This window comes from Marinobacterium arenosum, assembly GCF_019795155.1.
Lineage (GTDB): Bacteria > Pseudomonadota > Gammaproteobacteria > Pseudomonadales > Balneatricaceae > Marinobacterium_C > Marinobacterium_C arenosum.
In genome coordinates, this window is record NZ_JAILYN010000013.1 from 74618 (window position 1) to 95120 (window position 20503).

The 20503-nt window shown below is 59.8% G+C and carries 19 protein-coding genes; 5 read left to right on the forward strand and 14 right to left on the reverse strand.

What is annotated here, in order from left to right:
* Positions 1 to 14 precede the first annotated feature (14 nt).
* From K6T12_RS08145 to mnmG, 9 genes are all read right to left on the reverse strand, one after another.
* The gene (locus K6T12_RS08145; RefSeq protein WP_222221291.1) at positions 15 to 551 is read right to left on the reverse strand and encodes a F0F1 ATP synthase subunit delta; all 537 of its coding nucleotides are present in this window, start codon (positions 549 to 551) and stop codon (positions 15 to 17) included.
* A gap of 12 nt (positions 552 to 563) precedes the next feature.
* Positions 564 to 1034, reverse strand: a complete 471-nt coding sequence (locus K6T12_RS08150; protein WP_222221293.1) for a F0F1 ATP synthase subunit B — start codon at positions 1032 to 1034, stop codon at positions 564 to 566.
* Between the two features lie 66 nt (positions 1035 to 1100).
* Entirely contained in the window at positions 1101 to 1331 is a 231-nt protein-coding gene (atpE, locus tag K6T12_RS08155; RefSeq protein WP_222221295.1) for a F0F1 ATP synthase subunit C, read from the reverse strand.
* A gap of 74 nt (positions 1332 to 1405) precedes the next feature.
* Complete coding sequence (atpB, locus tag K6T12_RS08160) at positions 1406 to 2248, reverse strand: F0F1 ATP synthase subunit A (RefSeq protein ID WP_222221297.1); 843 nt, start codon at positions 2246 to 2248, stop codon at positions 1406 to 1408.
* Positions 2249 to 2264: 16 nt separating this feature from the next.
* Complete coding sequence (locus K6T12_RS08165; RefSeq protein ID WP_222221300.1) at positions 2265 to 2678, reverse strand: ATP synthase subunit I; 414 nt, start codon at positions 2676 to 2678, stop codon at positions 2265 to 2267.
* Positions 2679 to 2888: 210 nt separating this feature from the next.
* Positions 2889 to 3785 carry a ParB/RepB/Spo0J family partition protein gene (locus tag K6T12_RS08170; RefSeq protein ID WP_222221302.1) on the reverse strand — a complete coding sequence of 299 codons (897 nt, stop codon included), beginning with the start codon at positions 3783 to 3785 and terminating at the stop codon, positions 2889 to 2891.
* Entirely contained in the window at positions 3785 to 4591 is an 807-nt protein-coding gene (locus K6T12_RS08175; RefSeq protein ID WP_222221304.1) for a ParA family protein, read from the reverse strand. Before K6T12_RS08175 ends, K6T12_RS08170 begins: the two co-directional genes overlap by 1 nt.
* Before the next feature lie 2 nt (positions 4592 to 4593).
* Complete coding sequence (gene rsmG / locus K6T12_RS08180) at positions 4594 to 5220, reverse strand: 16S rRNA (guanine(527)-N(7))-methyltransferase RsmG (protein WP_222221306.1); 627 nt, start codon at positions 5218 to 5220, stop codon at positions 4594 to 4596.
* A complete protein-coding gene (gene mnmG, locus K6T12_RS08185) occupies positions 5220 to 7115 on the reverse strand; it encodes a tRNA uridine-5-carboxymethylaminomethyl(34) synthesis enzyme MnmG (RefSeq protein WP_222221308.1) in 1896 nt (631 codons plus the stop codon). The genes rsmG and mnmG overlap by 1 nt, the downstream gene beginning before the upstream one ends.
* A gap of 488 nt (positions 7116 to 7603) precedes the next feature.
* Between mnmG and K6T12_RS08190 the strand changes: the two genes are divergently transcribed.
* Positions 7604 to 8383: a hypothetical protein gene (locus K6T12_RS08190; RefSeq protein WP_222221310.1), complete on the forward strand. Its 780-nt coding sequence runs from the start codon at positions 7604 to 7606 to the stop codon at positions 8381 to 8383.
* Between the two features lie 73 nt (positions 8384 to 8456).
* On the opposite strand, the gene K6T12_RS08195 is transcribed toward K6T12_RS08190, so the two are convergent.
* From K6T12_RS08195 to rpmH, 5 genes are all read right to left on the reverse strand, one after another.
* Positions 8457 to 9206 carry a hypothetical protein gene (locus K6T12_RS08195; RefSeq protein ID WP_222221312.1) on the reverse strand — a complete coding sequence of 250 codons (750 nt, stop codon included), beginning with the start codon at positions 9204 to 9206 and terminating at the stop codon, positions 8457 to 8459.
* Between the two features lie 529 nt (positions 9207 to 9735).
* Positions 9736 to 11103, reverse strand: coding sequence for a tRNA uridine-5-carboxymethylaminomethyl(34) synthesis GTPase MnmE (gene mnmE / locus K6T12_RS08200; RefSeq protein ID WP_222221314.1), 1368 nt, complete (start codon positions 11101 to 11103; stop codon positions 9736 to 9738).
* A gap of 97 nt (positions 11104 to 11200) precedes the next feature.
* Complete coding sequence (gene yidC, locus K6T12_RS08205; RefSeq protein ID WP_222221316.1) at positions 11201 to 12868, reverse strand: membrane protein insertase YidC; 1668 nt, start codon at positions 12866 to 12868, stop codon at positions 11201 to 11203.
* A gap of 19 nt (positions 12869 to 12887) precedes the next feature.
* Positions 12888 to 13256 carry a ribonuclease P protein component gene (gene rnpA, locus K6T12_RS08210; RefSeq protein WP_222221318.1) on the reverse strand — a complete coding sequence of 123 codons (369 nt, stop codon included), beginning with the start codon at positions 13254 to 13256 and terminating at the stop codon, positions 12888 to 12890.
* 30 nt (positions 13257 to 13286) lie between these two features.
* Positions 13287 to 13421 carry a 50S ribosomal protein L34 gene (gene rpmH, locus K6T12_RS08215; RefSeq protein ID WP_222221320.1) on the reverse strand — a complete coding sequence of 45 codons (135 nt, stop codon included), beginning with the start codon at positions 13419 to 13421 and terminating at the stop codon, positions 13287 to 13289.
* Between the two features lie 591 nt (positions 13422 to 14012).
* On the opposite strand from rpmH, the gene dnaA reads away from it, so the two are divergent.
* The 4 genes from dnaA to gyrB all read left to right on the forward strand — a co-directional run bounded on the left by dnaA (position 14013) and on the right by gyrB (position 20337).
* Entirely contained in the window at positions 14013 to 15602 is a 1590-nt protein-coding gene (dnaA, locus tag K6T12_RS08220) for a chromosomal replication initiator protein DnaA (protein ID WP_222221322.1), read from the forward strand.
* 35 nt (positions 15603 to 15637) lie between these two features.
* Positions 15638 to 16741, forward strand: coding sequence for a DNA polymerase III subunit beta (gene dnaN / locus K6T12_RS08225; protein WP_222221324.1), 1104 nt, complete (start codon positions 15638 to 15640; stop codon positions 16739 to 16741).
* Positions 16742 to 16805: 64 nt separating this feature from the next.
* The gene (recF, locus tag K6T12_RS08230; RefSeq protein ID WP_222221326.1) at positions 16806 to 17897 is read left to right on the forward strand and encodes a DNA replication/repair protein RecF; all 1092 of its coding nucleotides are present in this window, start codon (positions 16806 to 16808) and stop codon (positions 17895 to 17897) included.
* A gap of 16 nt (positions 17898 to 17913) precedes the next feature.
* Entirely contained in the window at positions 17914 to 20337 is a 2424-nt protein-coding gene (gyrB, locus tag K6T12_RS08235) for a DNA topoisomerase (ATP-hydrolyzing) subunit B (protein WP_222221328.1), read from the forward strand.
* Positions 20338 to 20503 lie beyond the last annotated feature (166 nt).

Here is a 20503-nt window from a genome sequence, read left to right on the forward strand (position 1 = left end):
TTTATTCCTCACACTCAGGAATTCATCGCTTCGGCCAGTTTCGCGATTCGCGCGCGAACTGAGCCATCGATCACCAGGTCTTCGGTGCGGATCACCACGCCGCCCAGAATGGACTTGTCCACCTGTGCGGTCAGGTTCACTTCACGTCCCAACTTGGTGCCGAGCGCCTGAGTTAGTTTCTGTTGCTGCTGCTCGGTCAGCTCGAAGGCGGTGGTCACGTCGATATCGACGGACTTGTTGTGGTTCGCCTTCAGCCGTTCGAACTGCGCAAAGATTTCCGGAAGCAGAGCCAGGCGTCGATTTTCCGCCAGCAGGAACACGAAGTTCCTGCCGGCTTCATCCATCTGTTCTTCGCAGACGGAGATCACGACCTCGGCTTTCTGCTCGCTTGTCAGAGCAGGGTTACCCAGTACGAGGGTCATCCGATCGTCCTGAGTCACCGCAGCAGCGGTGACCAGCATCGATGACCACTGATCGAGGCTGCCCTTTTCCAGCGCATATTCAAACGCAGCTTTCGTGTAGGGCCGTGCGACTGTATTGAGTTCAGCCATCATAAACCTCGCTTAAAGCTCAGCAGCCAGCTTCTCAACCAGCTGTGCGTGGGCTTGCTCGTCAATAGAGGCTTCCAGGATCTTTTCAGCGCCTGCCACGGCCAGAACTGCAACCTGCGCACGCAGGGCTTCTTTGGCGCGGTTTGCTTCCTGTTCGATTTCAGCCTGGGCAGCAGCTTTTACGCGTTCAGCTTCTTCACGCGCCTGCTCTTTGGCTTCATCGATGATCTGGTTAGCCCGCTTATTGGCTTGTTCAATGATGGCGGCAGCCTGCTCTTTGCTTTCACGCATGTCTGCAGCGGCCTTTTGCTGGGCCAGATGCAGATCGCGCGCAGCGCGCTCGGCAGCGTCCAGGCCTTCGGCGATCTTTTTCTTGCGCTCTGCCAGTGCAGCCGTAATCGGCGGCCACACATACTTCATGCAGAAGACAACAAAGATAGCGAACGCGATGGCCTGACCAATGATGGTGAGATTGATATTCACGCCATTACCTCTCGCGGTTGTCCTAAAAAGTAGTTACCCAAGACGGGTCCAAAAACGGTCTACTTATTAGCCGGCAACAGCGAACAGGACGTACAGACCAAGGCCTACACCGATCATCGGAATAGCGTCAACCAGACCCATTACGATGAAGAACTGGGTACGCAGCAGCGGGACCAGTTCCGGCTGACGCGCAGCACCCTCGATGAATTTGCCACCCAGGATACCGATGCCGATAGCAGCACCAATTGCACCCAGACCCAGCATCAGCGCAGCAGCGATATACAGCAATTCAGCCATTTGATTTCTCCAAAGTTCTATATCTAAAGGTTAAGTTCAAGTTTTAAAGCAAACTGTTTTTCGCGATCACTAACTCAATGCTCATCGTGAGCCATCGCCAAGTAGACGATTGTCAGCACCATGAAGATGAATGCCTGCAGCGTAATAATCAGAATGTGGAAGATCGCCCAAGGCACGGACAGCACCCACTGCATCCAGAACGGCAACAGCGCAATCAGGATAAAGATCATCTCGCCGGCATACATGTTACCGAACAGTCGCAGTGCCAGGGAGACCGGCTTGGCCAGCAGGCCAACGACTTCCAGGAACAGGTTGAACGGCAGAAAAATCTTCGGCAGCGGCTGGAATGAAAGCTCTTTCAGGAAGCCGCCCAAACCTTTCTGCTTGATGCTGTAGTAGACGATCAGCCCGAAGACACTGATGGCCATACCACCGGTCGCGTTCACATCGGTCGTCGGCACCACTTTCATGTAGCCGAGCCCCATCTGACCGGCAATGTACGGCAGCCAGTCAACCGGAACCAGGTCCATGGCGTTCATCAGGAAGATCCACACGAAGACGGTCAGCGACAGCGGCGCAACCAGCGGGTTCTTGTAGTGGAAGATCCCCTTCACGTTGTCATCGACGAACTCGATGACCGTCTCGATGAAGTTCTGGGTATTACCCGGCACCCCGGCAGTGACGCGCTTGGCGATCTTGCTGAAGAACCACAGGAAGAAAACACCCAGACCGACAGACCACAGCAGGGTGTCGACGTTGATCGCCCAGAAACCGAATTCCTGGGGCAACGCCAGCTCACCATGAGCCGGATCAGTATTGACAAAACGCCAGCTATCGGTTTTTTCATGATAGCCAAACGTCAAGTTGGTCAAGTGGTGCGATATGTACTCTGAGGATGTGACAGTTCCGCTAGCCATTCTCAGTTTCTCTCAGTCAAAGTTTTTGGAACCTTTTATTCAGCCATACCAGTGCCGCAAAATTCACGAGATGCAGCAGGATAAAAGTGGCAAATAGGGAAAATGGGCTCAATGGTCGAACCAGGATGAACGCGGCGGCGAACAGCAGCGCGGTCATCCCCATTTTCCATATTTCACTTGCATACATCTCAGCCAACACTTGGCCCGCCGATGCGCCGGGTTTATGGCGTAACGCGCGCCGGGCGAAATAGAGGTTGGGGATGAGGTAGATCGCGCCCCCGAGCAGCGCAGAGTAGCCTGCCGTCCGGTCAAAACCGGCCAGCAGCAGCGCTATCAGCAGCGTTAATCCCGCCTGGACCAGGAGAATTCGGTAAATCCTGCCGCGCATCCGCTCACTATGGACCCCCTGTTTACGGTTCCCCTTGCCCATTCGTTTGCGCGCTTTCCCCGGTCGAAACTCTAAATGCCAAGCATGCGTCTTAGATCAGCGTGCAGATTATATGGAGTTCCCAACCCGGCATCAACCAGCGAAATAGGTATTTGCACTAATGTAGTAGCCCTTGCCGCAGACCGGATTTCCACGCTAACGCGGCAAGGTTAAGGAGAGGTTACCGTCCGCCGGCCGGCGGGCGGTGAATGTTCAGTTGAGGCTGGCGAGGATCGACTCCAGCGCATCGGGCGAGTCATAGGCGATGGTGATCTTGCCCTTGCCACGGCTGTTGCCGGAGATCTGCACCTTGGTAGCCAGCTTGCGGGACAGTTCGCCGGCCCAGTGTTCCAGCTGCGGGTCGGCCGCCGCCTTGGCCGGCTTGCGCGGCGGCAGTTCGCCGCCCTCCTGCAGTTTGCGCACCAGCGCTTCGGTCTGGCGTACCGACAGCCCCTTGCCGACCACCTCGTTGGCCGCCGCCAGCTGGTTGTCGCCGCTCAAGCTCAGCAGTGCCCGGGCATGGCCCATCTCCAGATCGCCGTACTCCAGCATCTTCTTGACCTCGTCGCCGAGGTTGATCAGCCGCAACAGGTTGGTGACCGCCGAGCGCGACTTGCCGACCGCCTCGGCCACCTCCTGCTGGGTCAGTTCGAACTCTTCCTGCAGCCGGGCCAGCGCCACCGCCTCTTCGATCGGGTTCAGGTTCTCGCGCTGGATGTTTTCGATCAGCGCCATGGCGATCGCCGCCTCATCGGGCACATCGCGCACGATCGCCGGAATCTCCTCCAGTTCCGCCATCTGGCTGGCGCGCCAGCGCCGTTCACCGGCAATGATCTCGTAGCGCTCGCCGCCAATCGGCCGCACCACGATCGGCTGCATCACCCCCTGGGCCCGGATCGACGCCGCCAGCTCCTCCAGCGCCTGCGGTTCCAGGTCACGACGCGGCTGATATTTGCCGCGCTGGATCAGGTGTACCGGCAGCAACCGGTAGCCGTCGCCGGCCTGGTCGATCGCCACCTCGGTGACATCGCCAGCCTGCTCCGCCGCCGGGCTCACGTTGGACAACAGCGCTTCCAGGCCGCGGCCCAGTCCTCGTTTCTTTGCCGCCATCAATCAGCTTCCTGTACCGTTTCGCGGGCTTGCGCCTGTTCCTGTTCGGTGCGGCGGATCAGTTCGCCGGCCAGTGACAGGTAGGCCATCGCGCCGCGGGAGTTCTTGTCATACAGCAGTGCCGGCAGGCCGTGGCTGGGTGCCTCGGCCAAGCGCACGTTGCGCGGGATCACGGTGCGGTAGACCTTGTCGCCGAAATACTCGACCAAATGGCTGGAAACATCCTTGGTCAGGCTCATGCGCGGATCGAACATGGTGCGCAGAATCCCCTCGATCTTCAGCTTCGGGTTGAGCCGCTGGTTGATCTTGTCGATGGTGCCGATCAGCGCCGAGATCCCCTCAAGCGCGTAGTATTCGCACTGCATCGGGATGATCACCCCGCAGGAGGCGGACAGCGCGTTGACGGTCAGCAGGTTCAACGACGGCGGGTTGTCGATCAGCACGAAATCATACTCGTCGGCCAGCTCCATCAACGCCATCTTCAGGCGGAATTCGCGCCGTGGCAGTTGCAACAGCTCCACCTCGGCCGCGGTCAGGTCGCCGTTGGCACCGATCAGGTCGTAGCCGGCCGGGCTGTTGCGTACGATCGCCTGCTCGATCTTGGCCTGATCGGTCAGCAGTTCGTAAACCGAATGTTCCAGCTCATGCTTGTCGACCCCGCTGCCCATGGTGGCGTTGCCCTGCGGATCCAGGTCGATCAGCAGCACCCGCTTCTTGGTCGCCACCAGCGATGCCGCCAGGTTGACGCAGGTGGTGGTCTTGCCGACCCCGCCTTTCTGGTTGGTAATGGTCAGAATCTTGGCCACGCTCAGCTTCTCCCGACAATCAGCAGATGACGCTCGCCCTCGGTGCCCGGCACCTGCAGCCGATGGCTGGCCTGCAACCGGTAGCCCGGCGGCAGCTGCGCCAGTTCGTCGTCAGGATACAGTCCTTTCATGGCGATAAAAATACCATCTTCGCTGCACAGCGCCTGGCACCAGTTGATCATGTCGGCCAGCGAGGCGAAGGCCCGCGAGATCACCTGGCGGGCCGGTGCGATATCGGCCTGTTCGACCCGGCTCTGGATCACCGTCAGGTTGTCGAGCCCCAGCTGCGCCTTGACCTGCAGCTGGAAGCGGGTCTTCTTGCCATTGCTGTCCAACGTAGTGACGGCGATATCCGGTTTACAGATCGCCACCGGAATACCCGGCAGGCCGGGGCCGCTGCCGACGTCGATCAGCGGCTCATCCTGGATGTACGGCAACACGCTGAGACTGTCGATCAGATGACGGTCGACCATCTCCAACGGATCCCGCACCGCGGTCAGGTTGTAGGCCTGGTTCCATTTGATCAGCAATTGCAGGTAGGCCAGCAGTTGCTCAACCTGGGATTTGCCCAGCGTCAGGCCGAGTTTGTCGATGCCGCGTTCCAGACGCTGTTTCAGTTGTTGTTCCATTAACCGTTCGCCTTCTGCTGGCGCTCGGCCAGCTGGTGTTTTTTCAGATAAACCAACAACAGCGAGATCGCCGCCGGCGTCATGCCCTGGATCCGACTGGCCTGGGCGATAGTTTCCGGACGGATCTCCTTCAGTTTGCTCTTCAGCTCGTTGGACAGGCCGCCGACCTGGTCGTAGTCCAAGACCGCCGGCAACGGCGTGTTTTCCTGCCGGCGCATCTGCTCGATCTCCTCCTTCTGGCGATCAATGTAGCCGGCGTACTTGAACTGGATCTCGACCTGCTCGGCGACCTGGCGGTCGCTGACCGGCTCGCCCTTCAGGCCGGCCACGTCGGCATAGCCAAGCTCCGGCCGCTTGATCAGGTCCGCCAGGCTGTATTCGCGGCTCAGCGGTGTGCTCAGTTTATCGGCCAGTTGCTGAGCTTCCGATGAACCGGCCTGCACCCAGCTGTCACGCAGCCGCTGCTGCTCCCGCTCGATCGCCTCGCGCTTGTCGCAGAAACGGCGCCAGCGTTCCTCGCCAACCAGGCCGAGCCGGTAACCGGTCTCGGTCAGTCGCAGGTCGGCATTGTCCTCGCGCAGGATCAGCCGGTATTCCGCCCGGCTGGTGAACATCCGGTAGGGTTCCGAGGTGCCGAGGGTGATCAGGTCGTCGACCAGCACCCCGATATAGGCCTCGTCGCGGCGCGGATACCAGGGCTCCTTGCCCTGTGCCCGCAGCGCCGCATTGGCGCCGGCCAGCAGCCCCTGGGCGCCGGCCTCTTCGTAACCGGTGGTGCCGTTGATCTGGCCGGCGAAGTACAGCCCGGCCAATACCTTGGTCTCCAGGCTGTGCTTGAGATCCTGCGGATTGAAGAAATCGTACTCGATGGCGTAGCCCGGCCGGGTGATATGGGCGTTCTCGAAACCGCGGATCGAGCGCACCGCCGCCAGCTGGATATCGAACGGCAGACTGGTCGAGATACCGTTGGGATACAGCTCATGGGTGGTCAGCCCTTCCGGCTCGACGAATACCTGATGCGCTTCCTTGTCGGCAAAGCGCATGATCTTGTCTTCCACCGACGGGCAGTAACGCGGCCCGACGCCGTCGATCACCCCGGTGTACATCGGCGAGCGATCCAGCCCGCTGCGCAGGATCTCGTGGGTGCGGGCGTTGGTGTGGGTGATGTAGCAGCTGATCTGGCGCGGCTGTTCCGCCGCTGAACCGATAAACGACATCACCGGTGTCGGAGTGTCGCCCGGTTGCTCCTGCATCAGGCTGAAGTCGACCGTACGGGCATCGATGCGCGGCGGCGTACCGGTCTTCAGCCGGTCGACCCGCAGCGGCAGCTCGCGCAGCCGGTCGGCCAGGGTGATCGACGGCGGATCACCGGCGCGACCACCGGAGTGGTTCTCCAGCCCGATATGGATCTTGCCGCCCAGGAAGGTGCCGGCGGTCAGCACTACCGACTCGGCGTGGAAACGGATGCCGGTCTGAGTTACCACCCCCTTGACGGTCTCCCCTTCGACGATCAGGTCGTCGGCCGCTTGCTGGAAGATCAGCAGGTTGTGCTGGTTTTCCAGGATCTGGCGGATCGCCGCCTTGTACAGCACCCTATCAGCCTGGGCGCGGGTGGCACGTACGGCCGGGCCCTTGCGGGAATTAAGCACCCGGAACTGGATACCACCACGGTCGGTCGCCCGCGCCATGGCCCCGTCCAGCGCATCGATCTCCTTGACCAGATGGCTCTTGCCGATGCCGCCGATCGCCGGATTACAGGACATCTGACCCAGCGTCTCTATGTTATGCGTCAGCAGCAGGGTCTGGGCGCCCATTCGGGCGGCGGCCAGTGCCGCTTCGGTGCCGGCATGGCCTCCACCGATCACAATGACATCAAAGCGGGTGGGATAATCCACTTATGCAATCCTCAAACTCTTTTAGATTAGGTACGCGAGACCAACGACGGACGGTTGGCAGGAAGGGCTGCAAGTATACAACGGCCGGAGAGGCGAAGGAATGATCAAAAAATAGCCAGATCGTTTGCTTGGTTTGTAAATCAAAAATATAGAAGAATATGAATATATAAAGAGAGGTTTGTTTTTATGTATTGTTTTTAGTGGCGGCCCATTCTGTGGCTAACTCTAAAAATGTTAATAAAAACATGCGGATACGGGAGCTGAAACCCTGTCTTGTTGCTGGGATGAAGTTGCTCACAACCCCCTCCCAAAACTGTGTATAAAAGTGGTGGTTATGCACAGGCTAAGTTACCAACAGCCATTTTGGCAATCTATACGCCCCCGGCCAACAGTCAACACACAGCCTATTGTGGATAAGAAAATGGGCGTTGGCCAGCGGCTTCGGTATGATCGGGCTTTATGATGCGGACCAGGGAGAATCGGCTGCCATGCGCTGGATAGTGGTCACTGTACTGATGGTGGGGTTGCTCGGCTGTGCCCAGCAGCGATATGAGGATGGCCAGGCGTCGTTGGAGCTTGACCGGCTTCGGCTGCAGGCCGGCCAGTTCGATATGGATCTGCTACGCCAGCCGACCGCCGCGACCAAGCACCTGCGTCTCTATATCGAAGCGGACCTGAGCGGCTGGTTCAATGGCCGCTACCAGCCGCGTAAAGAGCTGGGATACTGGCTGTTCCGAGCCGATCGCGCCGCCTACTATGCGGTCTACCCCTGTGCCAGCCGCTGGGCGACCGGCTGTGACAGCTCGTTTCGCGGTGAACAGCGCTTTTCCACCGAGCTGGCCGAAGCGGTCGGTCGGATGCTGGCGCAGCTGAAGCAGCAGACCGGCGGCCAGAGTTTGGAGGTGGTGGCGATCGGCGATGCCGCCGCGTTGATGCTGAAGGTCGCCGCAGTGAGCGGTCAGATCGACCATCTGCACACCATCAATGGAACGCTGTCGCCGACGATCTGGGCGCGCCAGACCGGTCGTGAGCCGCCGCCCAGCTCCGATCCGTTGATCTACCACCGTCGGTTGGCGGCGCTGGCACAGACTCACTGGATCGCCGGCCAGCTGGCCAGCTCTCAGGAGGCGATGGCGCAGGCTTATAAAAAAGCCTTTCCTGGGGATAACTGTGTGCGTCTTCGGGTGGTCAGCGATGTCCACAGCCAGGCCGACTGGTTGCGGTTGTGGCCGGGGCTGCTCAACGATCGCTTCTACTGTGCCGGCTAGCATGCAACAAAAAAACGGCGGCTCAGCCGCCGCCGTTGGTGTCAGCCCCGCTTGGAGGCTGAGATCGCAGGGATTATAGCTGTAGATCCGTACCGCTGCCGTCTGAATCCTTGATATTGACCGCCTGCACCTCCTGCACGGTCAGCGAGCCGACCCCGACGGTGGCCCAGGCCTTGGCGCTGTTATCACCATCGATATCGTACTCGCCGGATAGCTCGGTGCTGGAGTACAAATCCGCTTTCACCTCGATAAAGTGATCACCCGGCTCCATATTTGGCATGATGAAGTTGAAATGGTGAGCCGCAGTGGTTTCCAGGATCAGACCGATCTCCTCGGCGGTTACTTCACAATCATCGGCGATGGTGATGGTGCCGTCGCCGGTCAGTGGATCCACACTGACGTCACAGCTTTCGATGACGCCGCCCATCACCGCGGACAGCTCCTGATAGCGCTCGGTAAAGATCACCTGACCCGGCGCGGCTTCCACGCCGTCAACCAATACCCGGATTGCCACGCCGCCCTTGGCGCCGGCTTTTTCTGCGGTACCGTTTTTGCCTTTCACATTGGTTTCGGTGTGCAGGCCCAGTTCCAGCGAGACGCCGATCAGCAGATCCTTCTTGTTGGCAGTACGGATACCGGCACTCATCAAGGTGGTGTAAACGGGGGCGTTGGCAAAGCCCGCATTCTGCTCGGTGGTCGAGATCAGTTGCAGGTTGCTCATATCCTTGGCATGCGCGGCGAACTTGGCCGATGCGCCATAGGCCGGCGAGAGTAACAGAGTGCTGAAAGCGGTGGCCAATACGACTTGGGTAAGCTTATTCATCAGAGATTCCTCTCAGGGGGTTAACCGGTACTGGTCTGTTGGTTTATCTCGTAAAGGGTGCGTAATTCGAGAGAAGGGCTATTAGCCGGGTACTGCTGCACGGAATTCGTATCCTTTCGGGCATCGGTTCCGAAAAGCTCGCAGGCAGTTTAAGCAGCGCACAGGCGGGGTTTGGTACTATTTTGCGCAAATGTATAACGATCTTTACAGGCACTGTATCAAGCGCTGAACAGCATCGAACGGATTGATGAGTGGGGGCTCTTTTCGTTGACGGTTTCGCTCAAACAGTGAGATTGGCAGCAAGAATCCAAGGGGAAAGTGAAAAGCTTTCTAGCTGTAAAGCTGCCGTAGACAGCAACTGTAAGCCGACCGATACGCCTTGAGCGTGCCGGCGCCATTTGTCCAGCTAAATGCGACACCATGACAGAGATCGGCTGAGCGGAAACATCAGTGAATTGCGCGGCCGGTAGCCTGATTGCCCAAGAGGGCTTGAAAGGGACGCCCGATCGCTCAGGCGTCCCGGGGGAGCTTATTTTCCAATGCAGAACGAGCTGAAGATGCGGCCGAGCAGGTCGTCGCTGGTGAACTCGCCGGTGATCTCGTTCAGGGCCTGCTGGGCCTGACGCAGGTCTTCGGCCAGCAGTTCGCCGGCGCCGTTCAGCTCCAGCTGGGCCTGGCCGGTGTGCAGCAGCTCGCTGGCCCGCTGCAATGCGTCCAGGTGACGACGGCGGGCCATGAAGCCACCTTCGGTGGTGCTGGCGTAGCCCATGCAGTCCTTCAGGTGCTGGCGCAGCAGGTCGATCCCCCCGCCGGCCTTGGCGGACAGCGAGATCAGCGTGTAGTGCGGGTGCGGCTCCAGGCCGACCTGCTCGCCGCTGAGGTCGGCCTTGTTGCGGATCACGGTGACCTTGTCCGGCTCCGGCAGCCGGTGGATGAACTCCGGCCAGATCTGTTCCGGATCGCGGGCGTCGGTGCTGGTGCCGTCGACCATCAGCAGTACCCGGTCGGCGCGTTCGATCTCCTGCCAGGCGCGGTCGATGCCGATCCGCTCCACCTCATCCGGGGCGTCGCGCAGGCCAGCGGTATCGATGATGTGCAGTGGCATACCGTCGATATGGATATGTTCGCGCAGCACGTCGCGGGTGGTGCCGGCGATATCGGTGACGATGGCGCTGTCGCGGCCGGCCAGGGCGTTCAACAGGCTGGACTTACCGGCGTTGGGTCGGCCGGCGATCACCACGTTCATCCCTTCGCGCATCAGGCTGCCCTGGCGGGCCTCGGCCTGCACCGCGCCGAGCTGGCCGATGATCGTCTTCAGGTCGGTCAGCACCTTGCCGTCGGCCAGGAAGTCGATCTCCTCCTCCGGGAAGTCGATCGCCGCCTCGACGTAGATACGCAGCTGGATCAACGACTCGACCAGCTCGTGGATCCGGCGCGAGAACTCGCCCTGCAGTGAGCGCAGCGCACAGCGGGCGGCCTGGGCGGAGGCACTGTCGATCAGGTCGGCGATCGCCTCGGCCTGGGCCAGGTCGAGCTTGTCGTTCAGGAAGGCCCGCTCGGAGAACTCGCCGGGCCGGGCCGCCCGGGCACCGAGAGAAATTACCCGGTCGAGGATAAAGTCGATGATCACCGGGCCGCCGTGGCCCTGCAGTTCCAGCACGTCTTCACCGGTAAAGGAGTTCGGGCCGGGGAAGAACAGTGCGATCCCCTGGTCGATCTGCTGGCCGTCGGCGGCCAGGAACGGGCCGTAATGGGCATAGCGCGGCTTGGGCGTCAGCCCCAGCACCTGCTCGGCGATTCGGCCGGCGTCCGGGCCGGAAACCCGGACTATGCCGACCCCGCCCCGCCCCGGCGGGGTGGCCTGGGCGGCAATGGTATCCTGATTGAGATTCTGCATAGCGGTTGCTCGTTAAGACTGGGAACGAACCTGAAATAAAAATGCCAGAAAGCGAAAAAGGCCCCCATCAGGGAGCCTTTTTAGTCTAACAGCGCGATCAGGCTTTTTTATCAGCCGGCTCGCCACCCTCGATCTGCTTGTTGATCACGTACTGCTGGGCGATCGACAGGACGTTGTTCACCACCCAGTACAGTGTCAGACCGGCCGGGAACCACAGGAAGAAGAAGGTGAACAGGATCGGCAGCAGCTTCATCACCTTGGCCTGCATCGGGTCCGGCGGGGTCGGGTTCAGCATCTGCTGGATGAACATGCTGGCGCCCATCAGGATCGGCAGAATGAAGTACGGGTCCTTGACTGACAGGTCGGCCAGGTACAGGAACTCGGCGTGACGCAGTTCCACGCTCTCCATCAGCACCCAGTACAGCGCGATGAAGATCGGCATCTGCGCCAGGATCGGCAGGCAGCCGCCCAGCGGATTGATCTTTTCTTTCTGGTACAGCTGCATCATCGCCTGGGACATCTTCTGGCGGTCGTCGCCGTACATCTCCTTCAGACGCTGCATCTCCGGGCCGAACTTGCGCATCTTGGCCATCGACTTGAACGCCTTGGCGTTCAGCTGGAACAGCGCGGCTTTCACCAGTACGGTGATGCCGATGATCGCCAGGCCCCAGTTGCCGAGCACGTTGTGGATCCACTTCAGCAGCATGTAGAGCGGCGACGCTACCCACCAGAGCCAGCCGTAGTCGACGGTCAGCTTCAGGTCTTCGTCGGCGGCGGCCATCTGCTCCTGATCTTTCGGACCGGCGTAGAAGTCGGCCGCAACGGTCTTGCTTTCACCCGGAGCGATGTCCAGCGACGGGCTGATAAAGCCGGCGATGTAGTTGCCGTTCAGCTTGCGGGTCTGGTAGGTGTAGTCGACACCCTTGGCCGGAATCCAGGCACTGATGAAGTAGTGCTGGACGAAAGCCACCCAGCCGTCGGCGGACTTCTGCTTGAAGCCCTCGTCATCCATGTCGTCGAAGTCAATCTTGATGTAGTTGTCTTCGGCGGTGGAGAACACGGCGCCCAGATAGGACTGCATGCCCATGTCAGTGGTGGAGGTCGGATCACTGCTGCGATCGCGCTTGATCTGGCCGAACAGGTTGGCCTGCCAGGGCTGCTCGGATTGGTTGTCGATGATGTAGCTGACACCGACAGTGTAGGAGCCCTGCTGGAAGCTGAACCGCTTGGTGATCTGCACGCCGTTGGCGTCGGTCAGCGTCAGGTCGACCTGCAGTTGCTGCTCGCCCTCGGCCAGGCGGTAGGTGCTGGCGCTGCTGTTATAGAGCGGGCGACCGGCCTTGCTGGCATCCGGACCGTTGGCGCCGACCAGGCCGCTCTGGGCGACATAGGTACGGTTCTGGGTCTGCTCCATCAGCACGAACGGCTGCTCGCTGCCCAGGCTGGCTTTCTGTTTCGGCAGAGAGACCTCGATGATGTCGCCGCCTTTGCGGTCGATCACCAGGTTCAGCACGTCGGTGTTGACCCGGATCAGCTGTTGCTGGGGTTGGGTGTCGCCCGCGGTGCTGGCCGGAAGGTCCGCGCCGCCGTTTTCGCTATCGGCGGCAGGCAGTTCAGTGGCGCTGCCATTGGTGCCGTAGGCCGAGCTGGAGGCGACCGGTTGTTGTTCTACCGCCGGCTGGCCGTAGTCTTCGTTCCACTGGAGAACCAATACATAGGAGATGACTGCCAGGGCGGCAACCAAGATGACTCGCTGAAAATCCATGGTGTGATTAACCGGTTTGTTATTTCAGTGATTTTTGGGCTTTTTTACGCAGTCGCGACCAGCACTTCTTGGCCAGTCGATGCAGTTCGTCCTTCTCTAGTTCACCCAGCCCCGGACGGGCAAGCACCAGAATATCCACGGCCGGCAACTGATGCTGATTCAGGCGAAAAGATTCGCGCATGATACGCCGAACGCGGTTGCGTTTGACAGCACGGCGGACATTTTTTTTCGATATTACGAAGCCGATGCGGGGGTGAGACAGGCCGTTGGGGGTGGCCAAAAGAAGGATGTGCTGGTCTGGCACCTTTAAGGTGACATTATTGAAAACGGATTTAAAACCCCCGCCAGTCAATATACGTAACTGGCGGGGGTATTCGAATTCGGCCATCTCAGGCAACCAGACCAGAGGTAGCCGAGATTAAGCGCTCAGACGCTTACGGCCTTTAGCGCGACGACGGTTAATGACCTGACGACCGTTTTTAGTGGCCATACGGGCACGGAAACCGTGAGTACGTTTGCGCTTCAGTACGCTGGGTTGGAAAGTTCTTTTCATTGCCGCAGTCCTACTAACGCTAGCTAATGTTTAGGTGGCTGATTATCCACGAGTCAAAAATCAGACGCGAAATTCTAGGGGATCCGCTGACCGACTTCAAGTGCTGATTAAAGAAAGTACAGGTTCTTTTTCTCTATACGCCTCTGCCCTTCCCCTGTCGGAGCGGGCCCACTGTTTGCCAGTCGCGCCAGTCGTGCCAGTCGTGCCAGTCGTGCCAGTCGTGCCAGTCGTGCCAGTCGTGTCTGCTGGCTCCATAGCACGGTGAAAACGGCAGATTGTTATTGTGGTTAACCCTGTGCGTGAGTGTGGATATCTATAATTAACCTATTTAAAACATATAGATGGGTTGTGGTATAAAGCACGGAAAAACGCTTGGACAGGCTGTTCCAAGGCTGTGGTCAACGCTTGACCAGCCGGCCCGGCCGGAGTCGGCTTCTACACAATGTGTATAACCCTGGGTGTAGGGGGCGGGTATATTTGGGATTGTCTGTGGATAACAGCCGAAACACAGGCTAAAATCGCCCTCTTGAGGTTATTCAGAATATTCAGGCGCGGTATAGCCGAAATGCCGGAAGGAGAGAGGGCGGATTCATGTCGGTGGAGCTATGGGATCGCTGTTTGCTGAGCCTGCAGGCGGAGTTTCCTGCCCAGCAATACAACACCTGGGTGCGTCCTTTGAAGGTGGCCGAGGATGTTCAGGGTGCACTGGTGCTGCTGGCGCCCAACCGTTTTGTCCGCGATTGGGTCAATGACAAGTACCTGTCTCGGATCCGCCAGGTGGTGGCCGAACAGAGTGGCGATATCAGCCTGGATGTGCGGCTGGAGGTCGCGCAGCGCTCATCGCCATTGATGCAGCGGCGGATGGCGACCGCCCCGGTTCGGCCGCGTCCGGCCGCGCGGGTGGCGCCGGCCAGCGGTTTTCATCCCGGGCCTTCGCCGGCACCGGCTGCCGAAGCGACCCCGATCATGCAGAGTCCGGCGGCAGCGGCCATGGAGAGCAACACCCCGGTTACGGCCGAGCATGCCGCAACGACCAGCGCCGCTGCTACGACAATGGCGCCTGCCAGCCCGGTACAAGAGCCGGTGCAGCAGTCGCTGATGCCGGGCATGATCGGCGCGATGCCGGAGCGGCAGATCGATGTCGAAGGGGGCATCAAGCATCAGTCGAATCTGAACCCGGCATTTACCTTCCAGTCGTTCGTACAGGGTAAATCGAACCAGCTGGCACTGGCGGCGGCCCAGCAGGTGGCGGACAATCCCGGCAGCGCTTACAACCCGCTGTTTATCTATGGCGGCGTCGGCCTGGGTAAAACCCACTTGATGCACGCTGTCGGTATTGAGATGCGCAAGCGCAACCCGAATGCCCGCATCGTTTATCTGCATTCCGAGCGGTTCGTGGCCGACATGGTAAAGGCGCTGCAGCTCAATGCGATCAACGATTTCAAGCGCTACTATCGTTCGGTGGATGCGTTGTTGATCGACGATATTCAGTTCTTCGCCGGCAAGGAGCGATCCCAGGAGGAGTTCTTCCATACCTTCAATGCCTTGCTGGAGAGCGGTCAGCAGATGATCCTGACGTCGGACCGTTATCCGAAGGAGATCAGTGGCGTCGAGGAGCGGCTCAAGTCACGCTTCGGCTGGGGGTTGACGGTGGCGATTGAACCGCCGGAGCTGGAGACCCGGGTAGCGATCCTGATGAAGAAGGCCGAGGAAGCGAAAATTCAGCTGCCGGACGACGCCGCCTTCTTCCTGGCGCAGAAGATCCGCTCCAACGTGCGAGAGCTGGAAGGAGCATTGAAGCGGGTGATCGCCAACGCTCACTTCACCGGAAGTGCAATTACTACGCCATTTATCAAAGAATCTCTTAAAGACCTGCTGGCTTTGCAGGACAAACAGGTTAGTATTGATAACATTCAACGCGTTGTCGCTGACTACTTTAAAATCAAGGTGTCCGACCTGCTGTCCAAGCGCCGCAGCCGCTCGGTTGCGCGCCCGCGTCAGGTGGCGATGAGTCTGGCCAAAGAGCTGACCAATCACAGCCTGCCGGAGATTGGCGACGCGTTCGGTGGCCGTGATCACACCACCGTGCTCCACGCCTGTCGCAAGATCAAGGAGCTGCGTGAAAGTGATACGGACATCCGCGAAGATTATCAGAATTTGCTGCGCCATCTGACGGCGTAATGGATCGACGGAATAAGGTGCAAGGTGGGTAACCGATGAGATTTGTCATTTCCAGAGAAGCCTTAATTAAACCGCTGCAGCTGGTTGCCGGCGTCGTCGAGCGTCGCCAGACGCTGCCGGTGCTGTCCAACATTTTGCTGGTAGCCGAAGGTGATCAGCTGTCGATGACCGGTACCGACCTTGAGGTTGAACTGGTCGGCCGGGTAACCCTCGATGAGCCCGCCGAAGCCGGCTCGGTGACGGTGCCGGCCCGTAAGCTGATGGATATCTGTAAGTCATTGCCGGATGACGCCCGCATCGAGCTGGCCCTGAATGGTCAGAAGATGGTGATCAAGGCCGGCCGCAGCCGCTTCAGCCTGTCCACCCTGCCGGCATCCGATTTCCCCAACGTCGAGGACGGCCCGCAGGCGCTGGAGCTGAGCATGGCCCAGCAGCAGCTGCGCCGGCTGATTGACAAGACCGGCTTCTCGATGGCCCAGCAGGACGTGCGTTACTACCTGAACGGGATGTTGCTGGAGATCGGTGACGGCGGCGTACGCTCGGTGTCCACCGACGGCCACCGGCTGGCGACCTGCCGGGTCGATGCCGAAGTGGCGACCGACGGTCTGAGCCAGATCATCGTACCGCGCAAAGGGATCCTGGAGCTGGCCCGCCTGCTGCAACACGGTGAAGAGCCGGTTCGGCTGGTGATCGGTGCCAACCATATCCGAGCCCATGTCGGCGACTTCATCTTCACCTCCAAGCTGGTCGACGGCAAGTTCCCGGACTACCAGCGGGTCATTCCGAAGAACGGCGACAAGGAGATCCTCGGCGATCGCCAGGAACTGCGCCAGGTGTTCAGCCGGATCGCGATCCTGTCCAACGAGAAATACCGTGGCGTACGGCTGTCACTGACCAACGGTTACCTGCAGGTGATGGCTAACAACCCGGAGCAGGAGGAAGCGGAAGAGACTGTGGCGGTCGATTACCAGGGCGATACGCTGGAGATCGGCTTCAACGTCAACTACCTGCTGGACGTACTGTCGATCCTCAACTCTGATGTGGTACGTATCACCGTATCCGATTCCAACAGCAGTGCCCTGCTGCAGGGCTATGACGAAGAGGACAGCCTCTACGTTGTCATGCCGATGCGCATGTAAGCAGTTGCTATCGCCGGGGTGTTTCAAACATCCCGGCGGTACCTGATTAGCCGCCCTCGCCTTCATGTCGATCTCCCGTCTGGAAATCCAACACCTCCGCAACCTTAGCCAGGTCAAAATCGAGCCGTCAGCACAGGTCAACATCCTGTCCGGCTTGAATGGCAGCGGTAAGACCAGCGTACTGGAAGCGCTTCACTTGCTCGGCCTCGGGCGCTCTTTTCGAACCCAGCATATCCGCCACCTGATCCAGCACCAGCAGAGCCACTGCCTGGTGGCCGCAGAGATCGATCCGCTCGGCCAGGGACGTCCGCAACGGCTCGGCGTACAGCGACAGCTGGACGGCGACAGCCTGTACCGCTATGCCGGCAATAATATCGACCTGTCGACCCTGGCCGAGCTGGTGCCGCTGCAGGTGATCAATGCCGACACGTTTGAATTGCTGGAAGGCAGCCCGCAGGCACGGCGCCAATATATCGACTGGGGTTCGTTCCATGCCGAGCGTAGCTTTATCCAGCTCTGGCGCGGCTTTCGGCGTGTATTGAAGCAGCGAAATACACTGCTGAAATGTGGTAAAATCGACTATCGGCTACGCGCTGTCTGGGACCGGGAATTTGTTCGCTATGCCGAACAGCTGACCGACCAGCGGGCGCGCTATATCGAGCTGTTGAAACCGGCGTTTGAAGCCATACTGGCCCGGCTACTGAGCGGTGTTTCGGTCGAGATCGGCTTCCGTCCCGGCTGGGATCGCAAGCGTCCGCTCGATCAGCATCTGGCGGAAAGCTTTGAACGCGACCTGCGCCAGGGCTTTACCAGTTACGGCCCCCAGCGAGCCGACCTGCGGGTCAAGGCGGATGGCTACAACGCCGCCGAGCGGCTGTCGCGGGGCCAGAAGAAACTGGTGGTCAGCGCACTGAAGCTGGCTCAGGGCAGCCTGTTTCACCAGCTCAGCCAACGGGCCTGTATCTACCTGATCGATGACCTGCCGTCCGAGCTGGACAGTCATCATAGCCAGACATTCTGCGAATACCTGGCAGGTGCGAACAACCAGTGTTTTATCACCTGTGTCGATCGGCGCTCGCTGCCGCAGAGCTGGGGAGCCGCGGTCGACACGGCACACTTCGTCGTTGAGGACGGCAGTGTGCGAAGAGCAGATTAATTAGGAGACCGACTGAATGAGCGGTGAAGAGAACCAGAATTACGATTCCTCCAGTATCAAGGTCCTGAAGGGGTTGGATGCGGTACGTAAGCGTCCCGGTATGTATATTGGTGATACCGACGACGGTACCGGTCTTCACCATATGGTGTTCGAGATCGTCGACAACTCCATCGACGAAGCGTTGGCGGGCCACTGCTCGCAGATCGACGTGGTGATCCATCCCGATGACAGCGTCAGCGTCTCCGACAACGGCCGCGGTATCCCGACCGAGATTCACGAGGAGGAAGGGGTCTCCGCCGCCGAGGTGATCATGACCGTGCTGCATGCCGGCGGCAAGTTCGACGACAACTCCTACAAGGTCTCCGGTGGTCTGCACGGGGTCGGCGTGTCGGTGGTGAACGCCCTGTCGACCGAACTGCGGCTGACCATTCGCCGTAACGGCCAGGTACATGAACAGATCTACGAGCACGGCGTGCCGCGCGAGCCGCTCAAGGTGATCGGCGAAACCGAGGCCAGCGGTACCAGCGTCCGTTTCTTCCCGTCGCCGGATACCTTCAGCAATATCCAGTTCCAGTACGATATTCTGGCCAAGCGGCTTCGTGAACTGTCGTTCCTGAACTCCGGCGTGCGCATCATGCTGAAGGACGAGCGCAGCGGCCGTGAGGAGCTGTTCGGTTATGACGGCGGGCTGAGCGCCTTCGTCGAGTTCCTGAACACCAACAAGAGCCCGATCAACAAGATGTTCCACTTCACCGCCGAGCATGAGAACGGCGTCGGCGTCGAGGTGGCGATGCAGTGGAACGACAGCTTCCAGGAAAGCATCCACTGCTTTACCAACAACATCCCGCAACGCGATGGCGGTACCCACCTGTCCGGCTTCCGCACCGCGCTGACCCGCTGCCTGAACAACTACATTGAAGCGGAAAACCTGAACAAGGGTAGCAAGACCGCCACTACCGGTGACGACTGCCGCGAGGGCCTGACAGCGATCATCTCCGTCAAGGTGCCGGATCCGAAATTTTCCTCCCAGACCAAGGACAAGCTGGTCTCCTCCGAGGTGAAGACCGCGGTCGAGCAGATGATGGGTGAAAAATTGTCCGAGTTCCTGCAGGAGAACCCGCAGGACTCCAAGGCCGTGGTCTCCAAGATGATCGATGCCGCCCGGGCCCGTGAAGCAGCCCGTAAGGCGCGCGAGATGACCCGCCGCAAAGGGGCGCTGGATATCGCCGGTCTGCCGGGCAAGCTGGCCGACTGCCAGGAGAAGGATCCGGCACTGTCTGAACTCTACCTGGTGGAGGGTGACTCTGCAGGCGGTTCCGCCAAGCAGGGCCGTGACCGCCGTACCCAGGCGATCCTGCCGCTGAAGGGTAAGATCCTCAACGTCGAGAAGGCCCGCTTCGACAAGATGTTGACCTCCGCCGAGGTCGGCACCCTGATCACCGCGTTGGGCTGTGGTATCGGCCGCGAGGAGTACAACCCGGACAAGCTGCGCTACCACTACATCATTATCATGACCGATGCCGACGTGGACGGCTCCCATATCCGTACCCTGCTGCTGACCTTCTTCTTCCGTCAGATGCCGGAGTTGATCGAGCGCGGTTACGTCTACATCGCCCAGCCGCCGCTGTACAAGATCAAGAAGGGCAAGCAGGAGCAGTACCTGAAGGACGACGAGGCCTTGGAGGCTTACCTGTTGCAGGGCGCGCTGGAGGGGGCCACCCTGCACGTCAATGAGACTGCGCCGGGGATCGGTGGTGAGCAGCTGGAGAAAGTGGTCCAGCAGTTCCGCAACGTACAGCGTATTATCGATCGGCTGGCACGGCTCTATCCGACCCAGGCGCTGCGTTCGATGCTGGAAATGCCCGCGCTGGCGGCTGACCAGCTGCAGGATCAGGCACAGGTATCCGAGTGGTGCGACGTACTGGAGGACCAGCTGGCCGGTTATGAGAACAGCGCCGAGAAGTTCAGCTGCAGCCTGGTGGAAGACAAGGAGCACTCCCAGTTCGTGCCTCAGGTGCGCTATGTCCATCACGGTGTGGCGCAGGACTACCTGCTCGACGGCGAGTTCTTCCGTTCCAAGGAGTACGCTGCCCTGCGCGCCATGGGCGAAACCCTGGCGAGCTTGATTGAGGACGGCGCCTACCTGCAGCGCGGTGAGCGCCGCCATGAGCTGACCGACTTCGAAACCGGCCTGCAATGGCTGCTCGATCTGTCCCGTCGTGGCCATAGCATCCAGCGTTATAAGGGACTGGGTGAGATGAATCCGGACCAGCTGTGGGAGACCACCATGGACCCGGAAGCGCGCCGCATGCTGCAGGTCACCATCGACGACGCCATCGCCGCCGATCAGCTATTTACCACCCTGATGGGCGACGAGGTTGAACCGCGCCGCGCCTTTATCGAAAGCAACGCGCTGCGGGTGGCCAACCTGGATGTGTGATCGCTGAACGCCGGTTCCACCGACCAATTTTAAAACCCGCTTCGGCGTAATGCCGATCAGTTAAGCTCTTTAACTTGCTGATCAGGCAAGAGAAAATCCGGAATCCATGTTAAGGGTTCCGGATTTTTTTATGCATTTCAGTCAGGCAGTGGATGCCATCTCTCGC